This is a genomic window from Ureaplasma rhincodontis (assembly GCF_057537535.1).
In genome coordinates this window covers 24942-50012 of the sequence record NZ_BAAKAX010000002.1, presented here as the reverse complement: position 1 = coordinate 50012, position 25071 = coordinate 24942, and the positions used below count along the sequence as shown (strand labels likewise).

The window sequence follows — 25071 nt, the reverse complement described above, 5'->3', positions numbered from 1 at the left end:
AAATACCTCTTATTTTTTTAAACAATTATCGATCTAAAACACAAAATAATTGCAATTATTAATAGCGTAGCTGCTATTGCATAAGACACTCATAAAAATAAGTGAAAATATTTTGATTTAGTAATATTATTGATACCTGTGATTCATACACCAGCTAAGAACACATAAACAGATCCTATAATTCCATATGATATATATACAAGTATTTTTGAAGCGCTAGAAAATGCTGAATTTAAATTAATAATAGTATCAGTTGCATTTCCATGAGAACTAAATAGGTAACCTAATGAAATAGCACCTAATCCGAATAAGATAATTGTAGATACAAGAATAACTATTCAGGTTTTTTGATAATATTTATAACCTTGTAAATTATCACCAAGATTATTTAATAAATTTTCGAAATATGTTTTCATTTTATCTCTTTTCGTCGTCTTTTATTTGTCTCAAAAGTTCTTCAATTCTAGAAGATCTATCAATAGTTTCATCGTTGCAAAATACAATATTTGGTGTTTTATAGATATTTAATGCACTAGCAATTTTTGATCTAAAAAATCCCTTAAGTTTGTTTAGATTAAGAATAACGTCATTAATCTTAGTTCTGTCTAAACAATCAACATATACTTTAACAACTGATAAATCTTTTGCTAATTTAACTTCTAATATAGTTGCTTTTTTAGCAATTTTATTTTCAACTTCGGTTATTATGGCTTTTGAAATTACTTCTTTTATGGTTATTTCAAATCTAGCTATTTTTATTTGATTTGCCATCTTCATTAACCTCGTCATAAGTTTTACTAATTAGAGTATAAGATTCAATGATGTCTTTTTCTTTAATGTCATTGAAATTCTTAATTGTTATTCCACATTCATTACCAGCTAATACTTCATTAACAGTTTTTGTTCCGTGTTGCAATGATTTTGTTTCGCTTTCATAAATAACAACTTGATCTCTAATTAATCTTATTTTACCATTACGAACGATTTTCCCAGATAAAACCTTGCAACCGGCAATTGTTCCTATGTCACTATGTTTTCAAGTTTTTTGAACTTCTGCTTCTCCAAGAACCTCTTCAACAATAATTGGATCAAGAGTTCCTTTTAATATTCCTTGAATATCTTCTTTTAATTTATAAATAATATTATGATTTTGAATTTCAACACCAACTTGTGTTGCTAAATCTTTAATTATTCTATTTGCTCTAACATTGAAACCTATTATTAAGGCATTTGAAGCTTGTGCTAATCTAATGTCGGTTTCAGTTATTCCACCAATAGCGCTTCTAATTAAATTAACATTAGTACCTTCAATTTCAATTTTTAATAACATTTGTTTAATAGCTTCTAATGAACCATGAACATCAGCTCTTAAAATAATATTTAAGTTTTTTAAACCACCCTCATTAATAAGTTGTCTTTTTTCTTCAGACATAGTATTACTTCTATTAATGTTGTTTTGTTTTTCTTTAATTTGTAAAGCAATGGTTTTTATTTGTTTTTCATCATCTAAAACTAAGAATCTGTCTCCGGCTTTCGGAACTTCTTCTAAACCTGCAATCTTAACTGGTTTAGAAGGAAGTGCTTCATCAATTTCATTTCCCAAATCATCAAACATCATTCTTACCTTACCAAAAGTAAAACCCGCAACCAAATGATCATTTTTTCTTAAAGTACCATTTTGAATTAATAAAGTGGCAACTGGACCAAATCCTTTATCAAGATTTGCTTCAAGAATTGTACCAAAAGCTAATCTATTAGGGTTTGCTTTGTATTCTTTAATTTCAGATAGAACTATTATAGATTCAAGAAGTTCGTCTATACCTTCATGGTTCTTAGCTGAACCTTTAACAAAAACATATTTACCACCTCATTCTTCAGGCATAATATCTCTTTCAGCTAATTGAGACATTACTTTTTCTGGATTGGCTTCTGGTTTGTCCATTTTATTAATAAATATTATAATTTCAACATTGGCACTTAAAGCATGATCAAGAGCTTCATGAGTTTGAACGCTCATTCCATCATCTGCAGCAACTACTAATATAACAATATCAGTAACGTTTGCACCTCTAGCTCTTATTTCACTAAAAGCCTCATGACCCGGAGTATCAATAAAAGTGATTTCTTTATTATCTTTATTAGTAATTTGATAAGCACCAATATGTTGAGTAATTCCACCTGCTTCTGAATTTGTTACACTAGAATGTCTTATAGTATCTAATAAAGTTGTTTTACCATGGTCAACATGACCCATAATAGTTACTATTGGAGTTCTTTGTTTCAAACTTTTTTTATCATCATCAAAATCAATATTTTCTAAAATATTTTCAAGATTAATTTCTTTTTCAATCTTAAAGTCAAATCCGTGTTCTAAACATAATTCTGCAATTTCTTCTTCATTAAGAAGAGTGTTTATATTTTTCATTTGACCTTTCATGAAATAGTTTTTAATAATTTCTCCTGAAGATTTATTAATTTTAGGAGCAAATTCTTCAATAGTTAATGGAGAAGTAAAAATGAAAACTCCATCTTTAACACCCACATCAACTTTTTTAAGTTTTTTATTAATGTCAATAGTTTCTCTTTTATCAACTACAACATTTTTCTTTGTTTTTTTTGCCATATTAGCTCCTTTGCATGAATTATTTAATTTTAATTATTCTTCGTCTTTAAAGAAATCTTCTAAATCTTCTTTAAATTCATCTTCAAACGTATCAAGTGAAGAACTATCAATTCCATATTCAACACTTAAATCATCTAAATTATTTTTTTCAGATTCTTTAGATGTATTTTCTACAGATTGAGTATCTAAAATATTTTTATCAATTGTTTTAAAATCTTCATCAATATCTTCAATATCGATAGCTTCAATAAAGTAACCAAGTAATTGAATTATTAATTTAATATTTTTACCTTTTGCCCCAATTACAAACGATAGATCATCTTCATGAATACCTATTGTTGCTTTAGTAACTTTTGTAGGATCTGTTTCATCTTCATAGTCGAACTTAACGGCTCTTACTCTGTTAATTCCTTCTAAATTTTTTCCAAAAACACAAACTAATTGCGCTGTTATGTCATCATAATGATTAAAAATTTCAATTTTTTCTCCACCAATGTTGTTTGATAAAGCTTTAACTCTATACCCTTTAGTTCCAACACAAATAGCAGCTGGGAATTTAATAGATTGAGTATTAGATTTAACTATAGCTACAGTTTTAAATCCAATAAATCTTGACATTCCAACTATATCGATGCTTCCATCTTCTATTTCAGGAATTTCCAAATTAAAATAATATTTAACCAATTTAACATCAGTTCTTGATAAAAGAACTGGTCAAAATTTAGTTAATTCTGTAACTTCTTTAACTAAAAATGGATATTGTTGATTTGATTTTAAATCTTCATTGGGGTTTTGATCTCTTTTAGACAAGAAGCCCTTTGTTTCTACTAATCCATCATATTTAAGATCGATATAATGTGAACCTTTTGGATCTTCGTCTTGCCCAAGCGTTGCAATGATTATTTCGCCAACCATTGAATTTCATGAATCATAAACCTTTTTGTTAGTTGTTTCTATAATGTCTTGTTTGAAATTTTGTAATATTTGTTGAATATGTTGACGTTTAAATTCTTTTACTAAATCAAATGGTCTTTCATAAACATCTCCAACTGATAGTTTATTTTTTAATTCTTCACTATCAACTGGGATTTCTAAAAGATCATCATATTCTTCATTATTAACATAATTAGCTTCAACAACATTCAATAATGTTCAAGCTTTTAATTCGTTCTTAGTACTGTCGATTTCTACTTTAATGTTGTCTTGGTAAAAGTGTTTTTCATAAACTCTTTTAATAGCAAGTTTAAAGAATTCTTCAATTGATGATTGTTCTATTTCTTTTTCTTTAGCAATTTCTTTAATTGCTTCCATCAACAATAATTGAACTTGATTATTGTTTTTCATAATACTCCTTAAAAAAATAAAAAGAGAGCAACAAGCTCTCTTTTATAAATTACAAAACAAATTGCAAAATTATTATAGCACATTAAAGGTCGAATAAACTTATTTGGTTTGATTCAGAAAGATTGTTTAAAACACCAAGTTCTTTAAGTTTTTTAATTGATTGACTTGTTATCTTAGTTCTTTTTTTAAGATCTTCAATTGACATAAAAGGTCCATCTTTTCTGGCTTCAACAATACTTATAGCAACTGCCTCTCCCAATCCATCTAAAGAAGAAAATGGACATATTATTGAATTTGTTTCTTTATCAAGAATAAAATCGTTTGCATGTGATTTTTCAAAATCAATTAATTTGATTTCTAAACCTCTTAATTTCATTTCAATAGCAACCTCAAATAAAGGAATAAGATCTTTTTCTTTAGTTGTTACTGTGCTCATTAAATTTTTATTAGTCATTCTTTTTCTTATATCAAGAAGTTGTTCAACAATTTTATCAACACTTGAGGTTAATGTTTGAACATCAAATATTGATGATCTAACTGAAAAATAAGTTGCATAGTATTCAAGAGGATAATTGATTTTATATCAAGCAAATTTTCAAGCGTGAAATACATAAGCAGTAGCATGTGCTTTAGGAAACATGTATTTAATTTTATTTGCAGAATCAATATATCATCTTGGGATATCTTTTTCTATTAATACTTTTTCATGTTCTTGTTTAATAGTTTTACCTTTTCTAACATCTTCCATTATTTGAAAAGATAAAGAAGCATCAACACCCTTGTTGATTAAATAAACCATAATATCGTCTCTACATCCTATAACATCTTTTAGTGTAAGTCCGTTATCTTTGATAAGATCTCTAGCATTTCCAGATCAAACATCAGTACCGTGACTAAGTCCTGATATTCTTATAAGATCTGCAAATGATTTTGGTTGAGCTTCTTTTAACATTTCTCTAACAAATTTAGTTCCAAATTCAGGAATAGAGATTGCACCGGTTGATTCTTTTAAATATTTTTCTAAATCAATATTTAAAATCTTATTGCTGCTAAATAAACTTAAAGTTTTCTCGTCGTTCATAGGAACTTGCTTCTCATCAATTCCAGTTAAATCTTTAAGCATTCTTAGTGCGGTAGGATTATCATGTCCAAGAATATCAAATTTTAATAAATTGTCATGAATATATTCAAAAGCAAAATGCGTAGTTTTTCAACTCTGTTTTGTATCGTCTGCTGGGAAATTATAAGGAGTGAAATCAAAAATCGACATATCTTCAGGAACAACAATAATACCACCAGGGTGTTGTCCCGTTGTTCTTTTAACATCTTGACATTTAAGAGCATATCCATGTATTTGAGCGTTAGTTGCTTTTTTCTCTATGTTTTCAAAATATTCTCTTGCATTTGCAAAAGAAGTTTTTTCAGCAATAGTACTTATAGTACCAGCTCTAAAAGAGTGTTCTTCTCCAAACATTTCTTTAATAAAATTATGGGCTTTGGGTTGGTAAACACCAGAAAAATTTAAATCAATATCTGGAACTTTATCACCATTGAAACCTAAGAAAGTCTCAAAAGGAATATTGTGTCCTTCACCTATTAATGTTCCATCACACTTTGTACATGGTTTATTTTTAAGATCATAACCATCATCTACATTAAAATCACTAAAATCACTAAATTTACATTTTTTGCATATATAGTGTGGCTTAAGCGGATTAACATCAGTTATTGATAACAAAGTAGCAACTAAAGAAGAACCAACAGAACCTCTTGAACCAACTACATAACCATCATTTAATGATTGAGTAACTAATAAATGAGAAATTCAATAAACAACTGCATAACCATTACCGATAATAGAATCAAGTTCTTTCTTTATTCTTTTAACTACAATATCTGGTAAATTATCACCATATATTGAATGAGCAGTTTTGTTTACTTCTTCTCTAACTTTTTCATTAACACCTTCAATCTTTGGAGGATATAATTTTTTCTTAAGTGGTTCTACATTAGTTTTAAAATTATCATTAAAATGATAAGAATTATTTACTACTATATCTTCAATTATTTTTGAATCATTAATGAATTCAAACTCTTTAGTCATTTCTTTGGTAGTTCTATAATAACTTAAAGGAGCAGTATGACTTCTTCAAAATCTATGTCTTCTTCTATTAAGAATTGGTATATTAACAAAAATGTCATGGAATTTTCTATGAGCCTTATCAATATAATAAACTCCTGAAGTTCCAATCATTTTTTTCTTAGTTTTATTTGATATCTCAACAATTCTTAAAATAGCTTTTTTAGATTCATCAATTGAAATATTATCTAATATTATTTCATGATCCAAACCTAACGGGGGAGTTAATAAAACATAGTCATAATATTCTATGACTTTTTCAAGTTCAGATTCAGAAAAAGATAAAGCACCATTAACCACATCAGACTCTATTGGAGAATTAGTTATTATTAAATTTTTTCTAAATTTATTTAATTCTAATTTAGTAATAGTAGGTCTACCATGATAAAAATCAGTATGAGTTTTAGAAACTATTTCATAAATATTTTTAAGTCCTTCTTGATTCTTTGCATATATATTAACAAAGTGTCCTCTTGAAGAATTTTTAAGTCTATCATCATCTGTTGCTGAATCTATTTTATCAATAGTATAAACCCTTCTTTCAGTAAAGAAAGGCATGAATGCTCCTCACACCTTTGCTAAAACATCGGCATCATAATCAGCTCTATGAGCGTCTTCAGTAGAATATTCAATCTTATAATTTTTTGCTAATCTCTCAAGAGTATTAGATCTGAATTGGTTTATGCCTCTTGAAATAATCAAAGTATCAATCATACAATTATTTAATTTTTCAAATCCGTATTGTTCTAATTTAACATTTAAAAAATTAAAGTCAAAATTTATACCGTTATGTGCTATTAAAATTGAATTTTTAACATAATCAAGAATTGCTTGAAGACCTTCTTTTTGAGACATAGCATTAACAACATCTTTTTCTGTTATGTTAGTAATTTCTTTTGTTTTTTGTGAAATGGGAACATTAGGTTTAATAAAAAATTGTTTTCTATCTAATATCATTCCGTTCTTATATCTAACAGCACCAAATTCAATAATGTCGTGAAAGGCTGGAAATAAACCTGTTGTTTCTAAATCAAATACAACATATTCTGAATCCAGTATAGATTCATTAGTTGGATTCAAAACAGAGAAGTACTTATCTTCTAATACTTCTGTTTCTAATCCATAAATAACTTTAATGTCAGAATCCGAAAAAGCTTTTGAAATCTCTGGATATGCTTGAACATTATATCTATCAGTAAAGGCAATTACTTTTTGATTATAAGAATCTAAAGTTTCTTTCATTTTTTTAGGCGTAATCAAACCGTCAAAAGCAGACATTTTAGTATGTGCTGCAACTTCTATTCTTGGTTTTTCGACTTCATCTATTTTCTTGCTTATTTTAAATTCAATTCAATTTTTGATACTTCCAACCAATTGATTGTTATTTTCATATTTATCAATTTCTAAACTTATCTTTGCTCTAATATGCATATTTTCATGCATATTAGCTAAATAATCATTTTCGCTTTTAGCAAACGCTTTTAAATATAAACAAGAAGTCTTATCTTCAACTAAAATAGTGTATAGTTTTACATCATTTTTTAAAAGTTTAAAATCTATCTTTAAAACATCAACCTCAATTGTTGCCATTTTCATTTCAACAATCAAATCAGATATATTACTTACCTTATTAGAATTAAGTTCTGATTTACTTGAACTAAATCTATTAGAAAAAATGATTTCTTCTTTTTTAGAATTAAATTCTTTACATTCATTACTTTCTAAAAATAATAAATCAGTAATTTCCAAAAAACAGAAATTATTAAAAAAACTCATTATTTTAGGTTTATTTCTATTTCATTCAATTTGTGTTTTGTTTGATGAATAATGAATGATTAAATCTTTGTTTTGTATTTCAATTTTTTCATGATTAACACATGATAATAATAATTTATTATCATTCACATTAAAAAAATGAGCCAACAATTCTTTAATATCATTAATTGAATATTGATTAATATATTTAACCATAAGAACTATATTGTCTTGCTCTTTATTGATCTGGTTTATTTTCTTTAAAATGAAAAAATCAATCATTTTAGATAATTTTAAAATGATTGTTAATTTTTCTTCATTTCTTGTTTCATAATCAGAACAAGAATCAATAATAATGGAAACTTCTGTTTCTGAAAAGCCCAATCTTATAAGAGCATTTTTTAATTTTAATTTCATTTTTACTCTTTCATTATTTAATATTTGGAAATAATTGAATTGTTGCAGATGAAATTGAAATTAGAAAACTTATAACGAAATAGAAACTTAAAACGAATGAGTGTGAATCTATTCTGTCAATAATACCACCATGACCTGGAAGTGTTCTTCCATAGTCCTTTATTTTATATGTTCTCTTAAATCATGAGAAGAATAAATCACCAACAACACTAACAACTGATAACCCTATTAAAATGATAACTATTCAGAATCATCATATTGGGTTTTTTATAAACTTATTATTTGGTGAGTTAGTTATATAATTTTGATGCGCTGGATTTTTAAAGACCATTCCAAAAATGTTTTCTAATATATTTCCTTTATGAATAAATGAGAAGGCAAATAATAATAACAATATTAAGGACGTCGTAATGAACATTCCTATAAATAATCCTTCTCATGTTTTTTTAGGACTTATTTTTGGAGACATTTTATGTTTACCGAAGAATATTCCACCAAAGTATGCAAATGTATCCATAAAGAAGACAATAAGCATCAAAAATAATAAAGTTGTTCATCCTCTAAGGAATATGAAGTAATATAAACCTAAAAACATACCACAAACAAAACCAACTAATAAGGTCAATATTAATAAGTTTTTAAAACTTAATTTTTTATATATAGTTAATAATACTAAATTAACTAGCACCATAAGAACAATACAAAAACCAATTGTGGAAGAAAATATGGTTTTTAAAAGATTAGTACTTACATTCAATTCAAAATAGTAATAAACAAAATATATTAATGTTGGAGCATATATTAAAAGAAACATAGTCAAGAATATCATCACATGTGCTCTTTTACTAAATTTAAAAAATATATTACATATTTCTTTAACAGTTATTGGAAGCAAAATAAAAACATAAGCTAGATAAGTAATACCTAACCCAATTTTTGTGTTGTGAGATAATGGACTTCATTGATTTATAACATCAGAAAGTGAACCAATGATAAATATACCTAAAATGTATATTAAAATGAATGCTGCTGAGAACATTCTTTGAAACATTGATTTTTTTGCGTTTAATGATAAATCATTTTTTTTAATATGTATTCCAGTTTTCAAAACAGAGCCTTCTTTTAGATAGTCATTAAATCTTTAATAACAGAAGCTAGTGTTTCTTCAATTGATGCATTCAGCTTTTTGGTATGTGCATCAATTTTATTTTGGAAATCTTTTTTATCGTCTTCAACTAAGTTTTCTTCTCTTTTAAAAGAATCGACTAATTTTTGACGTATTTTTCTAACTTTGATTCTTGAATCTTCACCTAGCGCTTTAGCTTTTTTAGCAGAAGCTTTTCTGCTATCTTCTGTAGGTGCAGGGAATGTTAATCTTACAAGATCAGCATCAGCGATTGGGTTTATTCCAATATCTGCTGTATGAATAGCTGCTACTATAGCTTTAACAGTAGTCTTGTCATAAGGTTTAATTACTAAAGTTCTAGCATCAGGTATTGAAAAATTTGCAAGTTGATTGATAGGCATTAATTCGTCATATGCTTCAACTTTTAAATTTTCTACAAGAGCAGGAGTAGCTCTTCCAACATGTAACTTTGTTGTTTCTTTAATGAATCATTCTTTGATTGATTCGAATTCAATATCAAATTCTTCTTCATATTTTTTTCAATCGAACATTTTATTCCTTTGTTATTAGTGTAAAAGGTGTTTTTTTATCCATTACATTGATTATAGAGTTTTTTTCATCTATATTGAAAACAACTAATTTGATATTATGATCTTGACATAAAGACAGAGAAGTTAAATCCATAACTTTTAAATCTTTGTCAAATATTTCTCTATAAGTTAATTTGTCAAATTTCTTAGCGTCTGAGTGTTGTCTAGGATCTTTGTCATAAACACCATCAACACCATGTTTTCCCATTAAAATTGTTTTAGCTCCCATTTGACAAGCTCTCAATGTTGCTCCTGTATCAGTAGTAACAAATGGAGAACCAGTTCCAGCTACGAAAATACTTACAAAACCATCTTCTAATGATTTTGCAGCCTTTCTTATTATATATGGACTACAAACAGAATTAATTTCCAAGGCACTAAATAATTTACATTTAACGCCTTCTAATTCAAAATTATTTTGAAGAATAATTCCATTCATAATAGTAGCAAGCATCCCCATATAATCAGCATCAGTAGCAGCAAGATTGAAATCTTCTGCCAAATTGCCTCTAAATATGTTTCCACCACCAACTACTATAGCTACATTATATTTTTCTTGTATTTTTTTAATTTGTGAAGTAATATTTTTTATTTTAGAAATATCAAATGTATTTTCTTTATCTTTTAAAGAAGCACCAGATATTTTAATTAATATAGTTTCTTTTCTAGCCATAAATTTCACTAATTATTTTTTCATTTGTTCTGCAACTTCACTTGCAAAATCACATTCTTTTTTTTCAATACCTTCACCAAGAATGTAGTTAATCATAGTTAAAATCTTTACATTTTTTCTTTTCAAGAATTCTTCAACAGTTACTGAAGGGTCAATAATAAAGCTTTGATTTAATAAACAAATTTCTTTAATAGTTTTGTTTACTCTTCCAACAATAACTTTATCCATATTGTTTAATTTGCCTTCTCTTACTTTAGAATCTTCAATTTTCATGATTTCTTCTTGAGTTTGAGTTTTGATTATTTCAGTTTCTTTTTCTAATCAAGCTGTATCAACATGATCTTTTGAAATATATTTAGGTTTCATAGCAGCAACATGCATAGCAACTTGTTTTGCTGATTCTGAATCTAATTCGTTATCAAAAACTAAAGCTGTTGCAATTTTTTTATTCATGTGTGTATATGAACCGATAGTTTGATTTTTTTCTTTATTTAAAATAGTTGCTCTTCTAAATGAGATTTTTTCACCAATAATTGCTGTTAAATCTTCACCTGCAGTTAATATACTTTTTCCATTAACTTTTACTTTTTCAATATCTGAATCTTTTTTAGCTTGTTCTAATAGAGATTTAGAAACTTCTTCTGTGAATTCTACAAATTTTTCGTTTGTAGCTACAAAGTCAGTTTGACTATTAATTTCAAAAACTACTACTTTTGATCCATCAGAATTTGAAGCAGCAACAACCGCTCCTTCTGTTGCAACTGCATCTGCTTTTTTAGCAGCTTTAATAGTCCCTTGTTTTCTTAGTCATTCGATTGATAATTCAATATCATTGTTTGAAGCATCAAGAGCTTTAATACAATCGTTCATTCCCGCGTTTGTTCTTGCTCTTAATTCTTTAACTAATTGTGCTTTAGTCATCTTTATTCCTTATTATTGTAATGATTTTATTTTTTTCAAAATTCTTATATTTAATTATAAATGTTAATTTATATAAAATTAACAAATATTTCTAAACTTTTTAAAACTAAATTATCAAGTTTTTTAAAATTAGAAATTGGATTGAAAAATTTGAGGTTTTGTTCAATATTGCAAGATATATAAGTGGGTTTTGATTCTAAATTTATATAACTACACAAACCTCTCATATAAATCTTAAATGAGCTATCAATAGATGAATTATTATTAAATTCATATTCATTGGGTTTGTCGCTTAATTTGAAATAAGAAATTATTGTTTTCTTATTTACTTCTTCATTAAAACCAATTGATAAATCTATTAATTTATTGTTAAAAACATTAATTAAAAATATAGCAGTTCCAAAAGAAATATATATATAATTTTTTATTTCAGATTTTCAAAAATAAAACAATATTAATGCAATGTCAGTCCCTAATTCTTTTGAATCAATATTTAACTTCATATTAATTTTAGAAACTATTAATTCTGAATTTAAGATAATGAAATTTTTAGACTTTACAGTTTTTATTTTTTTATAAATACTTTTGTTAGAGCAAGAAACAACAATCTTGTTTGTTTTAAGATTGTTGTTTATATATTTTTTAATTTCGTTAAAATTTAATGAAAATATTTTTTTGTTTTCTAAAATTTTTACTTTTGAATTGCCTATATCTATATAAATTGTATTCATAATTATTTTCAAGCTGAAGTAAATACAAATGTATTTGACAATAAATATGTATTATTTATTTTTTGTAAAACAGGCAACGGGAAAGTAAATACTAATTTATAAGTGATATTTGGAACAACTGGTTTTGGTGTTGCTGGTGGTGTTGTTGGTTTTGCAAGAGCAACTGTAGTTCCCGGGGTTGGTGTTGCTTGTGAATCCATTATAGGAAGTGTCCCAACAGGAGTTGAAGCGATAACACTCAATGATGGTTGGAAACTTTCTGGAAAATTAAATGATTGCAAGAAGCGTTTTTTTAATCCACTTAATTCGGCATTTGTTAAATCAACATCAAATTCTGGTCTTTCATATTTATAAGATTTATAAATTGTTTTAGTTTGTAAAAATGCTCTTAATTCATTTTTTTCTGTTGGAGTTAAGGCATCATCGATGTTAACTTCATATATTTTTCCATCAACCTTTGAGATCACATTTTCATTATATGAGTGATTTAAGAGATTAGAAGTTTTTAAATCAATTTCTCTATAAAAATTATTAACAGATTCGAAAAATGGTTTTAAAAATGACCCAGCAATAGTTGAACCAAGAGAAGTTAGTGAAGCTTTTACACTATTTAATAAATTAAATGATGTAGAACCAATACCAGCAACTTTTCAATCAATTTGATTTCCTACAAAATTACTAATAAGTTTTGTATTTGTGGCACTAAAACCAAATTCAAATCCATCATTAGCTTTTAAAACTATGTTGTTACCAATTAAGCTTGTGGCAATAGAACCAACAGAAGGAGCAAATTGATCAATTATCGTTGATAATAAGCTTTTTATTTCTGGTGTTACTGAGAAACTAACGTCATATCTGAAAGATACATAATATTTTAAATTAATATTAAATTCTTTTGTTAGAGCATTATATGTAACAGAGTTAGTATTTTCTGGGATTACTTGAATAGAATTGTTTATTGCTTCTGCAAGAGTATCTATTCCAGGAACCGGTTTTCCATTAGATTTAACTGTTGGATAAGCAAGTGAATTAAATAATGATTTTAAATTAACAACAGAAAAATTAGCAGGAGGGTTTTCAAGTAATGTTAAAACTTTACCTAATATTCCATTAGTAAGTTGAGGAGATAAAACTTTTCTTAATAAAGCAACAAGATTAACTATAAATTTATTTCCAGTTGGTGTTGTTGGTTGAACAGGAGGAGTAGTTCCTGTAGTCGCAAAAACAACAGGAGCTCCAGGGGTTGTAGTAGTTGTTGTTGGTTTTGCTAATATGTCTAAGACTTTTGTGTTTAATATATTCTTTGGTTCATTTGGATTATTGGTATTTGTTGATAAATCAATTAATCCTTCAATCATATTCTTAATATAATACATTTCAGAACCAACTAATGGTGTTCCAAGAATATTTAAAATAATATTCATTTTACTTGCAATGAAATCAAATAAGTTTGGGTCTTTAGCAACTTCGTCCAATAAACTCAAAATAAACGTAGTTTGTGCTGTGTCAAAAGCGCCACTATTGTCTAACATTGTTTCTATCATTGATTTTAAAGAACTTATAGAATTCACAAGAGATACTACTTCACTTTGTGTTTTTCCAATTATGTTTTCATCAGTCATGGTTAAAATAGCATCAATAATTGGAGTTCTTTTTAAGGTTGAAAGATAAGAAACAATGGCGGGCGCTGAATTATATAAAAATCCTGATATTGTTTTATCAGATAATAAATTAGAAATAATAATTCCTAAATTTTTGTTATTAGTTAATGTTGAAATTAAATATCCAACACTTTCACCAGAACATTTTAATAATTCTCCAATAGTTCCGTTTTTAGCCAATACATCAAGAATAGGTTGAAAGTTAGCAACCACACTAGATCATTTATTAAAATCTGAATAAACTTGAGTAGAAAGTTTTTTTTCTAAAACAACCTCTGGATTATTCCCGAATGTTTTTTTAAAATTCTCATCATAAATTGTTTGATAATTATTAAATGCAGAATTTGTTGATGAATTAGTAACGACAGTGTTTAATATTATAGATCTATCTAATTCATAATTATTTTCAGTTGTTTTCTTAATATTTGAGCCGGTTGTTTGATATTCAATAATAGTATTGCTATATGTATAACCTAAATAATTGTCATTTTCAACAAGACCAGAAGAAAGAGAAGGAGTAATATCTGAATTATTAAATTTAATTAAAAAAGCAAAATTATCATTTGGCTTAATAGTAATATTTTCTCCAAATAAATTTAAGTTTTGATCTTTTTGAGTACTATTTAATACTTGAAAACCAACATTACCGCTAATTTTATTTGTTTGATTTACATTAATATTAATATTAATTAAAGGTTTTAATAATAAAGTTAATGTTCCTCAATCATTAGCTATTGATCTAACAAGATTTGAAAGATTATAATTTAAATCAATTTCTAGATTTTTCTTTAATTTAGATTTATTGTTTTTAAAAGTATTAAAGGCATTAATAACAAGTGGTTGTTCAACAGCAATACTTTCTTCAACTGGTATATAAACATTATTAGGCGCCGATGTTAAATAGTTAGAAGCGTTTATCGTGTTTAATTTGGTGTTTGTATTTATTTCTTGATTTCAATAATTAATTCCAGTTTCATCTTTCAAAATATCTAATTTTGGAATTTCTTTTGAAGTATCGTTATTAAAATTAATAATAACTTTAGCTGGGAATTCAGCAACTCCTTCTGAATTCGGTTTTAATACATTAAAAGTTATTTCTTTTGTTTTTTTGTTGTCAACAATGCTATTCAAAACAATTTTGGTTTTTAAAGGCAAACCAAGTTCATTAATGATTAATGATTCATTAGCTAAAACTTCTTCATTAGAATTTGGAGCTTTAGCAATTAAATAATTATAGAATTCGTCTTGAGAAACCGATGGAAAATACTGAGTTGAATCGTAATTTCTTGTTTCTGCATTTGCAAAGATGTCTTCTTTTTTATTTGCACATGCTGTAGTAGAAATTAAAACCGTTGCACTTATTATTGTTGTTAAAAAAATAGCAGAAGAAATTTTAATAAGTTTTTTATTAATTTTAAACATTCTATGCTCCTCCGTTTTGTTTAATAGTCATTGTGAAAGGTAAATAATTCGTTGTTTCATTAAAAGTGATTGTTAAAGTTAAAGTCGCTTTGATTTGAGGTTTTTTAGCGAAAACAACCGGACCAGGAGTTGGATTTTGGGGCTGTACTGGAGTTGGCGGAATGTAATTAACATTTAAATCAATAGTTTTTATTATTGAAGTAATTGGAGCATTTAGAATTAAATAATTATTTATAAATTCGATTTTTGCTTCGTTTGATGTTAATGTTGATAAAGTTTGAAGATTTTTTAGTTCACTCTCTGTAAGTTTTTTTACAATTCCAAATGTTTTTTTGAAGCCGAAATTAACAATTGGTTTTTGTCATAGATCATTAATATTTACAATGTATTTATTTGTTTGATCAGCAAAACTCAAAATTATAGAATTTTGAGTTGATTTCATTTTAAAGTTTTTTAATTGATTAGTGGCAACATCTAAGACATTTAAATCAATAGGTGTCTTAGAAATTTCGGGCAACATATTTAATTTCTCAATTAATGATTTTGGATTGTTTATTAGCCCAAACATTTCATCAAAAACTATTTTCGTTTCAGGTGCGATTGGTGTTAATAATTGATTTGCATTAACATTAAATTCAAAAGAAGAATTTAAGTTAATAATGATATTTATATTATATACTATCCCGGTTGATGAAATACCAGTAGCTATGAATTTCAATTGATTAAAAATATTTGATTGTTCTTGTTTTAAAGAATAACCAGTGGGCAAGGGCACAATGTCAGGATTTGTAGGATCTTTATAATTTGATAATAAATTAGTTCAATTTGAAATGGTTAAAGCTTTAATTTCTTCTATAGTTTGAGTATTAAGATCACCGAATATTTGGTTTTGCGTGAATGTATAATTATAAGAATTTGGAGGTTTCGCATTATTAATTACTGAAGGTAAAGAATCAACTTCAGTAATTTTTAATAATGTGCCTTCTTGAGAATTTTGTTTTCTTATTTTAAATTCAAGAATGCCATCTTTTGATTGATTATTTCCAATTACAAAATTTGTTTCAAAATTAACAGAAATTATCGAATTATCATTCGGATTAATTTTTAATTCAGGATAATTCTCGTTTATTTTTTGTAATAAAACCTGTGGAGATACTGTTTTTAAATATGATCCTATATTATCTTTAAAGTATCCTTTAGCTTTTTTAGAAACAACATTATATTGAATATTTTCTATATTCAAATTATTGTTAGCTACATTGTTAAAACAACTAGTCATGAGCGGAGTAACAACCACTGCTAAAGTGATTAAAGAACTAGTAGCTAAAATCAATTTTGTTTTCTTAGTAAATTTCATAATTTTGTGACCTTTAATATATAAATTATAAATCTTTTTATTAAATATTTATTTTAATAAAATTTGATATCTCTTGACCTGTTGCAGTATTTTTGACAATTGGTTTTGCAAAATAAATGTTTATTTGAAAACTTGGTTCATTTTTTGTAAGTAATGATGAAATATCAACAATAGGTTTGTAATAAGCAGTTGTTATAATTTCTGGAGTTCCTAATTCTGCTTTGTCATAAGTTAAGTAGTTGTTAATTATTGTTTCTTTTGTTTGTTGTGAAAGAGTTAATGAACTATTGTTTGTCATAGAATCAATAAGATCTTTTTTAACTAAATTTTGAATAGTTGTATTTGGAGTTTTAACATCAACTACAGAATTAATATTTATTGAATCATAATCGAAATTTTCTATAGACGAGTTGTTTTTTGCATTTAATGCTACTCAACTTACTACAGAACTTATAAGTCCATTATTTTTATTTTCGGTGCTTCCAACATAATTATTTAAAAAGTTTTTTACAACTTGAGATAAACCTTCAACAGTGTCTTTTAAATTTTTTGGAATTACTTTTAATAAGTTTGTTAATATTCCATTCAACAGATTGTTAGTAGCTTGATTTAAATTAAAGTATACATTGTTTATTACTGGAATTTTATATTCTAATTCTTTTGTAGTTGGATTAAATTCAATAATTGGTTTTTGATTATTCGAACTTAAATTATAAGTAATTGATTCACCAGCAAAAATTGAAAATGAATTAGGTATTAATTCAGTTAAATTTATTCCGTTTATATTTATGTTTAATCACTTGCTTGCTTTAGCAATAATGTCAGATATATTAATATTTAATTCAGTTGACAAAATATCTGATAGTTGTTTAATTGTAAGAGGTCCAATTAAATTTTTAATTGCAGTTAAATCAAGCGAAGCTCCTTTAACAAATTCAAATTCAATATTTTTGTTATATGTTATTCCATCTTTTGTTGCAAGACTTATAGAACCAGAATTTGTAATTGTCAAATTGTTTTCTAAATAATCACTTAATAAAATAGGAGATGTTGAACCATCAACAGTAACATTTAATAATGATTTTATAGCTGCTTCTAATTCTGGTTGGAAATTAGCTTGTGCTGTTTTTGTTTTAATTATAGAAATTATAATATCAATATATTTAGTATATGTAGGTGGAAGTATTTTTCTTAATTGACCTTTTGGTTCAAAGTAAGAAAGTAGTTTATTTATAATGCTTGGAGATGTTATTGTTTTAAACACATTTCCATTAAATCAATTAGATGATGTTCCTGAAGTTGAAACTAAGCCTTTTTCGAAATCTTTTGTTAAAAAATTTGAAAGAGTCGTTAAAATCAATTTCATTTCTGGAGTTTTTGCTGAATTAGGTAAAGAATTAATTATTCCATTTATTGTTGTATTAGGTATTATGAATCCAAGTGTGCCAAGACTTGCAAATCAAGATCAAGGGTTTTTATCTCCAGAAAAAATATATCCAAGAGCAGTTCCAGCAGAACCTAATTTCTTTATATAATTTTGATATGCTGCTGATTTTCCTATTTCTCCACCCGATTTATTACTTAATATCTCTTGTAAGAAGTTACCTAAATCAGGATTAGTATTTTTAAGCATAGGCCCAAGAATTGCTCCTAAGTTTTGAAGAATTTGAAATAAAGCAGGGCTTTCTCCTTTTGCTCATGTAGCATTTGCAGGTCTGTATTCTCCTGTGATTAATTCAACTATTTTTAATGAAGAAACCACTGTTTGTTTTAAGTTAATAAATCTTTGTTGTTCACTGTCTAAATGAGCGGTTATAGAAGTTTCTATATCTTTATTAGTAATTTTGTTTTCAAAATTAGTAATAAGTGTTCCCGGATTATAAAAATCAGGATTAGAGTTATCTGAAACATTAGTAACTTCTGCATTTAAGGCAGTAAATGAAGTATCTAAATTAAATTCATTAATGTTATTTTGAACAATATGTTCATTGTTAAGTTGTTCTTTAATTAAAACATTTTTAACTGATAAACCTAGTTCAAAAGTTTTAATAGGTTTTGAAGGAGGTGTTTGAGTTCCGCCTGTCGATGGAGTTGCAAAAGCGACAGGAGTTGATGGGGTTGCAATTTTTTCTTTTACTTGTGGTACAAGTTCAGAATTTTCGAATTCAAATTCCAAATAAAGTGTTGAATTTGGTTGAATAGTAAATGTTGGTTTTTGAGTGTTAGCAAAATTTTGTATGTTAACAACAGAGTTTTTAGTATTTTTTAATCTTAAGAAAATACTTCCAGAAACTGTTAATAAGGATGGATCTATTGTTAATTTATTATGAATAAGAACATTATTTTCACCCAATTGTTTAATAGCATCAGCTAGTATTTCTTTTTCTTGAGCTCTAATAATTTCTAATGTAATAGGTTGTGTTAATTTTGTTTTTAAAAAATTTAATAAAGATGTGGATTTTGAAAGATCAATATTAGATACTGGAATTATCTTTCCAGTACTATCTGTAAATGATGAAGCAGAAGCTTTTTCTGCAGGTAGTGGTTTAATTGTAGTGTTATTAATTTCTGTATATTGATTTTGTAAAGTATTAATAACAGATGAAATATTTTGTGTAAAAGTAAATTCTTTTGGTTGTGGTGAATATTTAACAGTTTTATTATCAATTGTTAAAGTTGCTTCAACTCAAACCTTGTTAGCATTTTTTGCTAACGTTTTGCTAATACTTAAAGTTCTAGAATTTTCTCCTATTACTGCTTTTTTATTAGTAGAAGAAGTTCCTAAAAATCATTGATAAGTTCAAGTTCCATTAGGAACAGGATTTTCACTAACTGTAGCAATTATCGGTGTTGTATCAGGAGATGTAGTTTTATTTAGTGTTAAATTAATTTCAGATTCTTTTGGAACCGAAACTATAGTAATTGGTTTGTTTAGACATATAAGTTTATTATTGATTTCAGCATATAAATATACTAAGGTCTTGTTACCAAATAAGTTAGAATTCAATAAAATGTTGTTAGATGTTTTATTTTTTATTTGTTCTAAATTTGTTGTGACAGTTGAAGTGTTATTATCTCCATAAAATCATTTGATATTAGTTGATTGATCAGTGTTAATAGACGCTGTAATAGTGTCAGTTCCATCATTTAATAATGTTGATGAACTAACTGTAATTTTTAATTGATTAACAATAGGAGGGTTTGTGTTTGGATTGTTTTCAGTATTTGTTTCTTTTTGAAAACCTCCAATTAAATAACTTTTATTATTTTCAATTGGTTTATTGTTGTATAAAATTTTATAGACAATTGTTCCAAGCTTTTTGTCAAAAGAAACTATTTTGAAAATAACATTTTTTCAATTAATGTTCTTTAAGTTTTGGAAGTTCAATTTTTCTATAATTTTTTTAAGACTAGTTCCGTTGATAGTTTCAACTGAAACTGTATTTTGATTAATCGCTTTTATGTTTTCTGCGCCAAGAGCAGAGTTCAATAGTTGTTCAGGTGTTGTTTTGGGCTTTGTATTTTGGTCAGCACAAGCAACTGAAGTTACAGCAACAACAGGTATAAGTGTTAATGCTGCTAAAGTAGATGTAATTAATGTTTTCTTTTTGTTAAGTTTTATTTTTCTCATATTATATTCCTAATATTGAAATTTAAAACCAAACATACTATGTAAAATGTATTTTACAATAAAAAAACAGAAAAGGGAAATTTCTGCTTTTTTTAAGTTAATTAATATAATTTTATTTAATAATAATTATTTTTCTAATTTGATAACATCAAGAGCATTTAACAATAAAACAACAGCTGGAATAACTGGAATAAATATTGCGGCAATAACTAATATAAATTCAATACCTTTAGGTTTGATAAATACTAAGTATAATATAGCTCCAACGAATCATGTAAATATCATTAATATTAAAAATATTAATCTATTTGAATTTTGATTACTCATTTTTTTATATCCTAAATTTTATAATTTTTATATAAGCAAAATTATAATACATAAATCATTTTTATATTATTTATTTTTTATATTGTTCATTTAATTTATTTTCTTTCCCTTCAAGAGGTTAAAAATTTATTAAATTCTTCTATTAATTTTCATACAGAAAATTCGTTTGAAACTTTATTTCCATTATTTTTTTTTAAGGTTTCATCAAATTCTTGAAAATTTTGAATTGGTTGCAAATTATCAATTGTTTCTTCTGAGAAATATTCAAGTAATGTTTCTTCAATTCAATCGCAATCATAAAGCATTCCTTTTGATTTAATGTTTAAAAAAATTAAAAATGTGAAATATTTTGTAATTCTCGGGTCTGAATATTTCAATTCTTTTGAAAAATATTTAAAAATTAAAATAGTTGATTTTTCCGCTCTAACTATTTCTCTAAAACTGATATATTCTTTAGTCAATATGTTTTCTTCTTCTATAAGTGAATAATTGTTTGCGCTTGTAGTTGAAAACGGAAATGAAGAAGAATAAGCATTTCCAAATGAAGAATGAGTATTTTCAAATAATATTGTTTTTTCAAAAAGATTAGAAAAATATTCTTTAACAGAAGGAGTTAATCAATAATCGAGATTGAAAAATTTAGAAATATAAGGTTCTGAAAAGGCACTTTGATTAAATAATTCATTTAGATATTCTTTTTTTGTAAATGTAAAAATAGTTATATTTTCATTATTTAATATTAATTGAAAATCTGAAAAGAACAAATTAATAAATTCTTTAGAACATCTTTCTAATTCATCAAAAAGAAATATTACCTTTATATTCTTTTTTTCAATAAAATCCAAGAAAATTTTAAATACATTTTCAAATTGATAAAGATCTTTTATTTCCTCATAAGTATCTTTTGTGGAATTTTTAAAAAAAATATCAGCTATATTTTTTAAGCCAGGAATTTTTTCTTTGAAATAATTTGAAATTTCGGTTTTTAAATTTTTTCAAATTTCGGTTTTTAGATATAAATTTTCAGAAACCATTTCCATGAAAAATATGTGTGCTGGTCTTTTGTATTGGTTAAGTCAAATGTTAATGTCAAATATTCAAGTATTTTCATCATTGTTTTCATTTAAATATTCATTAAAATTATTTTTTAATGTTGTTTTTCCGTTTCCAAAACCAGAAGAAACCATAACGCTTTTAGATTTAAAATCGTATTTTTTCGTTACCATATTTTTAACATCATTCTTATAAAATTTGATAAAACGATCGAATTCCTCTTTTCCAATTATTTTTTTTTGTTTATTTTTCATTGAAGTTCCTTAAGTTGATAGAATTGTTTACTATAAATAATTATATTTTTAATTTAAGCTATTAAAAATATATCAATCAAATTGAAAAAAAAGAAGCAACAGCTTCTTTTTATTTTTTTGGTAATTCAAGATTCAATATTTCATTATCTGAAAAAACAGCATTAACACCGAAAACATTAAGTACATTTTTCTTTGTAAACACTTCTTTTGGCGTTCCGAATGCTTCTATTTTTCCTTCTTTAATGAAACAAACTTTGTTTGCATATTTAATACCATGAGAAAGATCATGTGTAACTAGAATAATATTCTTTTTGTATTCTTTATTTAAAGTTGTTAAAAGATCATAAATTTCAAGTTGTGAATGAATATCTAAATGATTAGTGGGTTCATCAAGAATTATTGTTTCTGTGTCTTGTGCTATTGATAATGCAATTAAAGCTTTTTGTCTTTGACCACCAGACAAATCAACAAGAAATTTATTTTTAAGATTTAAAATTCCCATTCTTTCTAAAGATTCGTCTATAATTTTTTCTTCTTTTTGAAAATCTAAATTTATACCTAAAAAATTGGCATATGGAAATCTGCCCATTTTTACAAATTCATAAACTGTTGTTTCTTCTGGAAAATCTGATATTTGTGGCACATAAGATATTTCTAAACTTAATTCTTTTTGACTAACTATTTTTTTATCAAAATAAGAACTCATCTTTTTAATGATGTTTTTCTCTTCACTAAAAAGTGGTTTATTTTTAAAAAGAATATTTCCTTTTGAAGGACTATTAATTTTATTAAGTGTTTTTATTAATGTAGATTTTCCACATCCATTTTCACCTAAAATAACTAAAAAATCTCCATCGTTTATATTCATAGAAATATCATCAAGAATAGTTTTTTTACCGAATTCAACACTAATATTTTTTATTTCAAATAAAATTTTTTTCATTTTTTTCCTTAGTAAATTATTTTTTTTTCTTTAAAAGTATATATAAAAAATATGGAATTATTATTACAGGTATAAGTTTTGGAACAATGCTTATTGGATTTAAATTGATTAAGTTTTCAAATATAAAATAAACTACTAATATTAAGCAAGAACCTATAAATCCGCTTGTTAATATTCCGTTTGATATTTTATTTCTTGAAAAACCAAACGCAATATTTCCAGCAAATAAACCAACAAAAACGAAATCTCCACTCATGCTGTAAGAAGATCCTACAAATATTCCAATACAAATTAATGTTTGCATTGTTATAGATTTATTATTAACTCCCAATTGATGTGAAATATCAGGATTCATTATTAATAATTTAATCTTATATGAATTAATCATAAGTCAAACAGTAGCTATAAATATCATAGTCATTGGAACAAATAAGTTTCAATCATCTAATCTTGAAGATATACTTCCCATTAAATAATCATTTATTAAATTATTCTCAGGTATATTTAATTTAGTTTTAACACTAAATGCTATTCCCATTGAAATAAAATTCATTAAAATACCAGCTATTATAAGTTTTGTGATATTGTGTTTTATTTTTTCTTTAGAGAATAAATTAAATACTAAAGTAATCAAAGTACTAAATATTATAAATATTCATGGTTTCAAAGCATAAAACACAATAGTGCTTGTAGCATTTTGGTCTTCTAAATTTAAAGGTAATAACATTACTATTAATAATAATAAATTAGCATTACCAAGACCCATAATAGAAGTATCTGCTAATCTATTATTACACAACCTTTGTAATAGATAACTAGCAACCCCTAATGAGAATCCAGTTAATATCATTTGTAATACTCTATATATATCTAATTTTATTTTCGAATTAGCCGGCAATCCAACAGCATTTAAATTTACAAAAATGACTAACGCAGCAAGAATAAAAACAAAAAATAAAGAAATCAAAATTGCAAATATTGAAGTTTGATTTTCTTTTATAAAAAATCTTGATTTTAATTCTCTCATTAATATTTTATTTTTGTTTAAAGGAGTTAATTTATTAAGCATATTTATTCCTTATTTTTTTAAAAACTATTATTAATATAAAAACGAATAATGTAAAAATTGAAATAAAGAAATTAATATTTAAATTTGCTCTTTTCTCCACCAAAGTAGCAGAACTTAATAAAACTATTCCAGACATTGAAGATGCTGGTAATAAATAATTAAGATTATTAGAACCCGATAAAAATCTAATTAAATATGGAATTATTAAACCTATTAACATCACCCCAGAAAATAACACAGCCGAACTTACAGCTATTAAGACAGAACAAATAGCAACTATTCAAAATATTAAATCTACTTTAATACCTAACGATTTTGCTAATAAATAGTCCTTTGCAATAATACTTAATCTTGTCGCTAATAAGAAAAGTATTATTGAAGCAATTGTAATAATTAAACAACCGCTTAGTAAGGCTGTTGGATTGTTTGTAATGCTTCCTGTGATGTAATCAACAGCACCAATAGAAACGCCATTTAACTTTTCAGCTAGTATTGCGTTTATGCCGGTGAAGAATGCTCCAATTGCAAAACCAATTAAAACAGATTTAAATGCATTTTTTTTGATATTTTTTCTAACCATCAAAAAATTAATTCCTATTATTATGAAACTAAATGCAAATCCAAATATGAAATTTAAATAAAACATATCTGATTGAAACATAGTATCTAAAAATTGAGTTATCATAAATCCCGTTGTTATAAGAGGATAAAAACCCAATGTTGTTGGCTCAGCAAAATTATTTCTTGTAGTCGTTTGTAATGATAAACCAACTAATGGTAATGATAGTCCTACAAATATAGATGAAACCGGCAAAAATAATTGCAGAACATCTTTTTCATTTATTCTTTTTGTTAATTCAGATAACGTTAAAAATTCAATTCCATCATAAAAAAAGTTAAGAGTAATTGTCAAAATAATCAAGACAATCAAAAAAACCATTAAAGATATTTGTCTTTTTGTTATTGTCTTATTGCTTATAAATTGATTATTAACTATTTTGTTAATTGAAACTGTTGCTTGATTTTTATACATT

The 25071-nt window shown here is 25.8% G+C and carries 18 protein-coding genes; all 18 read right to left on the bottom strand.

Annotation, left to right across the window (positions count from 1 at the left end):
- Window positions 1–17 precede the first annotated feature (17 nt).
- The 18 genes from AC27EK_RS02125 to AC27EK_RS02040 all read right to left on the bottom strand — a co-directional run bounded on the left by AC27EK_RS02125 (window position 18) and on the right by AC27EK_RS02040 (window position 25070).
- Window positions 18–416, bottom strand: a complete 399-nt coding sequence (locus AC27EK_RS02125; RefSeq protein WP_487231707.1) for a hypothetical protein — start codon at window positions 414–416, stop codon at window positions 18–20.
- A 1-nt stretch (window position 417) separates the two neighbouring features.
- Window positions 418–771 (bottom strand): 30S ribosome-binding factor RbfA, encoded by a 354-nt coding sequence (gene rbfA / locus AC27EK_RS02120; protein ID WP_487231706.1) that lies wholly within the window; start codon window positions 769–771, stop codon window positions 418–420.
- The gene (infB, locus tag AC27EK_RS02115) at window positions 746–2623 is read right to left on the bottom strand and encodes a translation initiation factor IF-2 (RefSeq protein WP_487231705.1); all 1878 of its coding nucleotides are present in this window, start codon (window positions 2621–2623) and stop codon (window positions 746–748) included. Before infB ends, rbfA begins: the two co-directional genes overlap by 26 nt.
- Window positions 2624–2656: 33 nt before the next feature.
- On the bottom strand, window positions 2657–3967 hold the full coding sequence (locus AC27EK_RS02110; protein ID WP_487231704.1) for a NusA N-terminal domain-containing protein: 1311 nt from the start codon (window positions 3965–3967) through the stop codon (window positions 2657–2659).
- A gap of 82 nt (window positions 3968–4049) precedes the next feature.
- On the bottom strand, window positions 4050–8279 hold the full coding sequence (locus tag AC27EK_RS02105; RefSeq protein ID WP_487231703.1) for a PolC-type DNA polymerase III: 4230 nt from the start codon (window positions 8277–8279) through the stop codon (window positions 4050–4052).
- 13 nt (window positions 8280–8292) lie between these two features.
- Entirely contained in the window at window positions 8293–9387 is a 1095-nt protein-coding gene (locus AC27EK_RS02100; protein ID WP_487231702.1) for a phosphatidate cytidylyltransferase, read from the bottom strand.
- A 14-nt stretch (window positions 9388–9401) separates the two neighbouring features.
- On the bottom strand, window positions 9402–9956 hold the full coding sequence (locus AC27EK_RS02095) for a ribosome-recycling factor (protein ID WP_487231701.1): 555 nt from the start codon (window positions 9954–9956) through the stop codon (window positions 9402–9404).
- A 1-nt stretch (window position 9957) separates the two neighbouring features.
- Window positions 9958–10668: a UMP kinase gene (gene pyrH / locus AC27EK_RS02090; protein WP_487231700.1), complete on the bottom strand. Its 711-nt coding sequence runs from the start codon at window positions 10666–10668 to the stop codon at window positions 9958–9960.
- A gap of 12 nt (window positions 10669–10680) precedes the next feature.
- Window positions 10681–11589 (bottom strand): translation elongation factor Ts, encoded by a 909-nt coding sequence (gene tsf / locus AC27EK_RS02085; RefSeq protein ID WP_487231699.1) that lies wholly within the window; start codon window positions 11587–11589, stop codon window positions 10681–10683.
- Between the two features lie 68 nt (window positions 11590–11657).
- The gene (locus AC27EK_RS02080) at window positions 11658–12320 is read right to left on the bottom strand and encodes a hypothetical protein (protein ID WP_487231698.1); all 663 of its coding nucleotides are present in this window, start codon (window positions 12318–12320) and stop codon (window positions 11658–11660) included.
- A 2-nt stretch (window positions 12321–12322) separates the two neighbouring features.
- Complete coding sequence (locus AC27EK_RS02075; protein WP_487231697.1) at window positions 12323–15403, bottom strand: hypothetical protein; 3081 nt, start codon at window positions 15401–15403, stop codon at window positions 12323–12325.
- A gap of 1 nt (window position 15404) precedes the next feature.
- Complete coding sequence (locus tag AC27EK_RS02070; RefSeq protein ID WP_487231696.1) at window positions 15405–16760, bottom strand: hypothetical protein; 1356 nt, start codon at window positions 16758–16760, stop codon at window positions 15405–15407.
- A gap of 40 nt (window positions 16761–16800) precedes the next feature.
- Window positions 16801–20391: a hypothetical protein gene (locus AC27EK_RS02065; protein WP_487231695.1), complete on the bottom strand. Its 3591-nt coding sequence runs from the start codon at window positions 20389–20391 to the stop codon at window positions 16801–16803.
- A gap of 126 nt (window positions 20392–20517) precedes the next feature.
- Entirely contained in the window at window positions 20518–20718 is a 201-nt protein-coding gene (locus tag AC27EK_RS02060; RefSeq protein WP_487231694.1) for a hypothetical protein, read from the bottom strand.
- Between the two features lie 95 nt (window positions 20719–20813).
- A complete protein-coding gene (locus AC27EK_RS02055) occupies window positions 20814–22025 on the bottom strand; it encodes a P-loop NTPase fold protein (protein WP_487231693.1) in 1212 nt (403 codons plus the stop codon).
- A 109-nt stretch (window positions 22026–22134) separates the two neighbouring features.
- Window positions 22135–22968, bottom strand: a complete 834-nt coding sequence (locus AC27EK_RS02050; protein WP_487231692.1) for an ABC transporter ATP-binding protein — start codon at window positions 22966–22968, stop codon at window positions 22135–22137.
- A gap of 16 nt (window positions 22969–22984) precedes the next feature.
- Entirely contained in the window at window positions 22985–24037 is a 1053-nt protein-coding gene (locus tag AC27EK_RS02045; RefSeq protein ID WP_487231691.1) for an iron ABC transporter permease, read from the bottom strand.
- Entirely contained in the window at window positions 24030–25070 is a 1041-nt protein-coding gene (locus tag AC27EK_RS02040) for an iron chelate uptake ABC transporter family permease subunit (protein WP_487231690.1), read from the bottom strand. Before AC27EK_RS02040 ends, AC27EK_RS02045 begins: the two co-directional genes overlap by 8 nt.
- Window position 25071: the final 1 nt, after the last annotated feature.